Genomic DNA, 6,674 nt, shown 5'->3' on the forward strand with positions numbered 1-6,674 from the left:
AGCTAATTAAGATGACTAAAAAAAGCTGCAAAAAATTATTAAAAGAATACAAATTAAAAAATAATCAAATAAAAGCTGAAAAAATAAATTTCAGAGGTGTAAATAATTATGATGTTTATAATATAACTGCTCCCTTTATTAATAATAAAGAAGAAGTAATTGCAGGAAGAGTTGAGAAAAGAGACTCTGAGGATGCAAAAGTTTTATTTTTTAAAAAGACAAAAAACGACTGGGAATATGACAGAACTTTAAAAGAATTTCAATTACAAGATCCTTTTATAACCCAGATTAACTCAGAACTAATTTTCGGTGGGGTTAAAATTATAAAGGACAGAGAAGCCCAGAATATTATTAGTTGGAAAACTAAATTTTATCGCGGCAGTTCAATTAATGAGCTAAAATTATTTGCTGAAGGTCCAGAGGGAATGAAAGATATTCGCTTAATTGAATTACCTGATAAAAGAATTGGAGTTTTTACCCGACCACAGGGAGAAATTGGAGGCAGGGGAACCATAGGTTTTACTATAATTAATAATCTTAATGAATTAAATAAAGAAATCATCAATAATGCTGCTTTATTGGATAATCAATTTTTGAAAGAGGAATGGGGCGGAGTAAATGAAGTTCATGTTCTTAAAAATGATCAACTAGGAGTTTTGGGACATATTGCTTCCTTTGATCAGGATGGTAATCGTCATTATTATCCGATCACTTTTGCTTTTGATTATAAAGATAAAAAATCCTCAGATGTTAAAATAATTGCAAAGAGATCTGAACTTCCTGAAGGACCAGCTAAAAGAGATGATTTAAAAGATGTTTTATTTAGTGGTGGTATAATTAGAAAAAATTATAATAAAGCAGAGCTATATTTAGGTGTTAGTGATGCTGAAGCCTATAAATTAGAGATTGCAGATCCTTTTATTGAGTATGAAAATAGTAATCTTTTTTAATTTAATTTTTAAAATTAAAATTTTGTTAATAATTTTGTTAATAATTAATAGGAGGTGAATTTTTTAAACAATTTTTTAGATTAATAGTTAATAAAATCAAGGGAGGACATTAAAGTGAAGAAAATTAAAATATTTGCTTTAACAATAATGATGGTAATATTGGTCGGGACAATGGCACAGGCAGTTACAGTTAATTTCTGGACAGCTCCTAATAGTCAGCAGGAGTCTTTTTGGAGTGATGTTGTTGCGAACTGGAATCAAGAGAATCCAGAAAAACAAATTAATTGGAAGGTTATTCCTGCCGGGAACTCTTCAGAAGAGGTTATATTGACTGCACTGGCAACAGGAACCGGCCCGGATTTTACAACAAATATTTTTACCGGTTTTGCAGCTCAACTGATTAATAATGACTATTTAGTACCGTTTAATAAGTTTGATGGTTTTGAAAAATTATTAGAAAATAGATCCATGGAAAATATAGTTAAAGAAGGATGGGGCTATAATGATAACTATTATGTCCTTCCTCTTTATACTAATCCAATTGCATATTGGTGGAATGAGGATGCCCTGAATAAATTAGGAGTTGAGGTTCCAAGAACATATCAAGATGTAATTGAAATTGCAGAGCAATATAATAACCCTGCTGAAAACAAATATACTTTACTTACTCGCTATAAACCAAATTGGTGGGATAGATGGTATGACTTTGGTTTGAGCTATTATGCGGCAGCTCAGGGAAAACCATACTGGAATTTGGAAGAGGTTTTATTTAATGATGAATATAGTTTAAAATATATGGAGTTTATTGATACTATGGTAGAAAATAATTATTCTCCATTAGAAAATTATCAAGACCCAGTCCAAAAAGGAATTGTATTGGGCAGTATTGAAGGTCCCTGGAATATAAAATATACAGAAAAAACTTATCCAGAATTTAATTATGTTATTGCTCCTCCATTAGTGCCAGATGATTATCCAGAAAATGAAGAAGTTTATACATTTGCTGATACAAAGGGAATAGTAATGTTAACTAAGGATGAAGAAAAGCAGCAGCTTGTCTGGGAGTTTATTAATTGGTATTTCTCTGATATTGAGCACGATGTGAAATGGTTAGAAGTAACTAATATGTTACCTGCAAGAGAAGATGTTTTAGAAAAAGAGCAGTTTGAATTTTATCTATCAGATAATCCTAAACTTGCAGAATATGCAAAATTATTACCTTATTCTATTCCACCTGCATTAAATAGCAAAACAATTGAACTTCAAACTGAACTAAATAGTGTTTTATGGGAACCAGTAATTTATGATAAGAAAACTCCTCAAGAGGCACTTAATGATGCAGAAAAGGCGCTTAATGAAATTATCGATTCTTAAAATAGTAAAAAATAACATAGGGAGTTTTAAAACTCCCTATGTTATTAAATAGGAGGTGGATTTGTGAGAACTGAAAAGGCAAGGAAAAATATTATTGGCTATATTTTTAGTTCACCATTTTTAATATTTACATTAGTAATGTGGTTATATCCTTTTATCTGGGGATTAATAATCTCATTTAAAAAATGGAATTTAATTTCTCCCAGTCAGCCCTGGGTAGGTTTACAAAATTATATAAAAGTAATAAAAGATCCTATGCTGTGGATTATGATCAGAAACTCAGTATATTTTATGTTAGTTTTTATTTCTTTAACAACAGCAACCTCTCTTTTAGTTGCTCTATTGATAAAACAAATACCTAGATTTAAAGGTTTATTTATTACAGGTTTTTTATTGGCATATGTTTCTTCTGGAGTTGCTTATTCAATGGTATTTAATCTCTTATTTTCTGGAGACGGAATGATAAATAACTTTCTGGCCAATTTTAATATTAAAATTGGGTGGTTTACTAATCCTAAAATTGCAATGGCTTCAATTGGTTTAATTGTATGTTGGAAGTTTACGGGTTATTATGCTTTGTTTTTTCTTTCAGGTTTAAATAACATATCAGAAAGCTTATATGAAGCAGCAAAGATTGATGGAGCAAATGCCTGGCAAAGATTTATAAAGATAACAGTGCCAATGTTAAATCCAACATTTGTAATGATTACTGTTTTTGCTACTATCACATCATTTAATTTATTTACTGAGCCTTTTATGATTACCGGTGGTGGACCGATGGATGCAACAAGAACAATGATGTTAGAAATATATAATAGGGTCTTTTCGTTACTTCAAGCTGGATATGGTTCAACACTGGCTATAGTTTCTGGAATTATAACCTTTATTTTTGTCTGGGTATTAAGGCAGATTATTGAGAGGGATGATATTTATGAATAAACTTAAAAAATATAAATTACCAATAATTTATTTCTTATTATTTGTAGGTTTATTATTTTCTCTTTTCCCATATATCTGGATGGTGCTTTCTTCCTTTAAGGTAAGTGAAGAAATATATACACAATTTATACCTACAAAATTAACTTTTGATAATTATAGTTTTTTATTTAGTGGAGGTAGTGGACAGCAGAGGAATTTTCTTTATGGAATAGTTAATAGCCTGATAGTCTCAGTTATACCTACAATAAGTGTAATATTTTTTGGAGTTTTAACTGCTTACGCTTTTAGAAGGCTGAAAATAATGGGATATAAAATTTATGAAAATTTTATTATTTATCAGATGTTGTTTCCCGGAGTCTTATTTTTAGTTCCTTTATTTTTATTAATGAGAGATTGGGGTGTAATTAATACATATACTGCTATGATTTTAAGATATTTAATAGATCCCTGGGCAATATTTATTTATACACAGTTTTTTAAAACTATTCCTGAATCACTGTTAGAATCAGCAAGAATTGATGGAGCATCAGAGTTCCAGATAATATTTAAGATTATGCTTCCTTTATCTAAAACTACTACCGCAATTGTAGCTTTATTTACCTTTATGGCCCGCTGGAGTGATTTTTTATGGCCGCTAATTGTAAATAAGGAATATGGGAAAATGCCTTTAAGTGTACTTTTAGCTCTGTTTACAAAAGGTGGATATCAACAATATCCTGGTGTACAAATGGCAGGAGCAACCCTTTTAACTCTACCCATAGTTATTTTATTTATTGTTTTTAGAAAATATTTTGCTAAAGGAATTAATTTTACTGGTCTGAAAGGGTAAAAAAATAATTGAGCTAGCAAATTTCTATTATCATAGATATTCTATTCTTTTTTAATAATAATAATCCTTCAGGGCCGTTATATGATATAATTTAAATTATTTTTCAAAGGTCAATCCTTTAAGGGATTGGCCTTTAACTGTCTAAGAAAAGAATTGGACAGGATTTTACATATTTATCTAGAATATATATAGATAGCAAAAACTATTAAGAAATTGAGTTTCAGCATTAAAACGGAAGCAGACTGTGGGGTGGGCAATCGTGAAGGAAAGCAGCATGATTATTGATATCATTGAAACACAAATCTGGTGTTTAAAAGATCCTGAGACTTATGGCAGAGTAAATAGAGCCCATGCTGATTTTCTGGGGCTTGCTAAATCGGAAATAGAAGCTGAGAAATTTGATAACTTTCTTTCTCCAGCAGCAGCCCGGATTTTTAAGCAGGGGAATAAAAAGATATTTAAGACAGAGCAAAAAGTTTATACTGAAGAATGGTGGCAGAACAATCAGGGTGAGCGGAGACTGCTGGCAATAACCAGAAAAGCACAATTAGATCATAGTGGGGAAATTGACTGTGTAGTCTGTACGGCTGAAGACATTACAGCCCAGCGGGAAAGAGAGTATATAGTTGAAGAGCTGCACAGAATAGCTGTAGATTTCAAAGAATTAAAAAAGGAAAGAGAAGTCTGCCGGATGGCTGTCAAAGCAGCTGAAGGACTGCTCAACTTTGCTCTCTGCAATGTTATTCTGGTCAAAGGCGATCGATTTGTGCCTCTGGCCTCTTCCAGCAGATTTAAACAGGAAGAAATTTCAGTTTCTGAAAAAAGCATAGCCGCCAGAACTTATCGGGAAGGTAAAAGTTTTATAATTGACGATATTCAAAATAGTTCTGAGACTATCTCTATCAAAAACATCTATAAATCGGGAATGAGTATTCCAATTGGCAGTTTCGGTGTTTTTCAGACAGCCGCTTCTAAAAAGAAGGCTTTTACAGAAAGCGATCTGGAGCTTGCAGAAATTTTAATCTCTCATGTCAGTGCCTCCCTGGGCAGAATCTATGCCCAGCAGAAGCTAAAAGAACAGAAAGACTTTTTATCAACTATTTTAGAGGTGCAGAGCAGCCTCGTTTTATTGATCAATCCGGAGGGAGAAATTATCAGCTTTAACCACAGCTGTGAACAGCTGACAGGATACCAGGAAGCAGAAGTAAAAGGAAAAAAAGTCTGTGATTTGTTTATTAAAGAGTCGGAAAAAAAGGAAGTTATAAATGTTTTTAAGCAGCTTAAAAACAATGATTATCCTGCCAGTCATGAAAACTACTGGCTTACCAGAAAGGGAGAGAAAAAATTAATTTTGTGGTCACATAATCCTATTTTAGATGATGAAAATAATCTAAAATATGTGGTGGCAGCCGGAATGGATATCACCGAAAGAAAAATTCAGGAGGAAAAGATAAAAGAACAGAAAGCCTATTTTGAGCAGCTTTTTAATAATTCTACAGAAGCAATAGTTCTGCTGGATAATAAGCACTGTGTGCTGAAAGTAAACAAAAAATTTGAATCTTTATTTGGCTTTAAACAGTCCGAACTGATCAACAAAAATATCGATGACTATATCCTTCCGGAACAGTGTCTAAAAACGGGGAAAAAATTTACTGAGAAAGTTAAAAACGGTGGCAAAGTTGAAGGGGAGAGTATCCGGAAGACTAAAAGCGGAGAGCAAATAAATGTCCACCTGCAGGGCTTTCCCATCAAATTAGAAAATGGGCAGATAGGTATTTACGCCTTATATCGAGATATAACTGAAAGAAAAAAGAAAGAAAAACAGATCGAGTATCTTTCGTTCCATGATGAGCTGACCGGGCTGTATAACAGAAGGTATTTTGAAAACGAATTAAAAAGATTAAATTCTTCCCGCCAGCACCCAATAACGATTGTAATTGGTGATTTAGATGGCCTCAAGATTATAAATGATACTTATGGCCACCAGAAGGGAGATCAATATATTGCCAGTACAGCAAATATTCTAAAAAAGACGGCCAGGATAGAGGATATAATTGCCCGGATTGGTGGTGACGAATTTGCCCTGATTTTACCACAGACTGCGGCAGAAGAAGCAGAAGGTTTCTGCCGGAGGTTAAAGCTGAATATTCAGGAGTTTAATCAGCAGCAGCAGCTGGAAAAGCCCCTCTCAATTTCTTTTGGATTTGATGTAATGCAGGATAACAGCAGTGACCTGGCCAGGATTTTTAATCAGGCAGATCAGAATATGTATTTAAATAAAGGAAGAAAATGATTTTAAGAGGGCCTTAACAGCTTCCAGGCAGTTATTTTAAGAAGTGTTAGTTCTATTTATTAAAAGTTTAAGAATTTAGCACCTGCTGTTAAAATTAAGGAAGAAATTAAAACAGAAGCAGCAGGAGTTTTAAGCAGAGGCCCAGAATATAATTAATAAAGGGTAGTGATAATTTAAATTTATATTTATAAATTATGGTTGTATAATTAATGTTGTGAAGAAAAAACTGTAAATCTAAAAAAATCTAAATAAAAAAGGCATTTGCCTGGCTCCGTTGAATTAATTAGTT

General features: G+C 32.5%; 5 protein-coding genes. All 5 read left to right on the forward strand.

What is annotated here, in order from left to right; all coding sequences use genetic code 11:
- The first annotated feature begins 11 nt into the window (after positions 1 to 11).
- The 5 genes from C7958_RS12755 to C7958_RS12775 all read left to right on the forward strand — a co-directional run bounded on the left by C7958_RS12755 (position 12) and on the right by C7958_RS12775 (position 6,385).
- Positions 12 to 950, forward strand: coding sequence for a DUF1861 family protein (locus C7958_RS12755; RefSeq protein ID WP_111573063.1), 939 nt, complete (start codon positions 12 to 14; stop codon positions 948 to 950).
- A 114-nt stretch (positions 951 to 1,064) separates the two neighbouring features.
- On the forward strand, positions 1,065 to 2,324 hold the full coding sequence (locus C7958_RS12760; protein WP_208320767.1) for an extracellular solute-binding protein: 1,260 nt from the start codon (positions 1,065 to 1,067) through the stop codon (positions 2,322 to 2,324).
- A gap of 63 nt (positions 2,325 to 2,387) precedes the next feature.
- Positions 2,388 to 3,263, forward strand: a complete 876-nt coding sequence (locus C7958_RS12765) for a carbohydrate ABC transporter permease (protein WP_111573064.1) — start codon at positions 2,388 to 2,390, stop codon at positions 3,261 to 3,263.
- Entirely contained in the window at positions 3,256 to 4,092 is an 837-nt protein-coding gene (locus C7958_RS12770; RefSeq protein ID WP_166668542.1) for a carbohydrate ABC transporter permease, read from the forward strand. The genes C7958_RS12765 and C7958_RS12770 overlap by 8 nt, the downstream gene beginning before the upstream one ends.
- A 259-nt stretch (positions 4,093 to 4,351) precedes the next feature.
- On the forward strand, positions 4,352 to 6,385 hold the full coding sequence (locus C7958_RS12775) for a sensor domain-containing diguanylate cyclase (RefSeq protein WP_111573066.1): 2,034 nt from the start codon (positions 4,352 to 4,354) through the stop codon (positions 6,383 to 6,385).
- Positions 6,386 to 6,674: the final 289 nt, after the last annotated feature.

It is taken from the genome of Halanaerobium saccharolyticum, from assembly GCF_003259895.1.
Lineage (GTDB): Bacteria > Bacillota > Halanaerobiia > Halanaerobiales > Halanaerobiaceae > Halanaerobium > Halanaerobium saccharolyticum_A.

Excerpts from the sequence above, each read along its gene's own strand:
- C7958_RS12755 (WP_111573063.1), top strand. The coding sequence starts at position 12 with ATGACTAAAAAAAGCTGCAAAAAATTATTAAAAGAATACAAATTAAAA.
- C7958_RS12770 (WP_166668542.1), top strand. The coding sequence starts at position 3,256 with ATGAATAAACTTAAAAAATATAAATTACCAATAATTTATTTCTTATTA.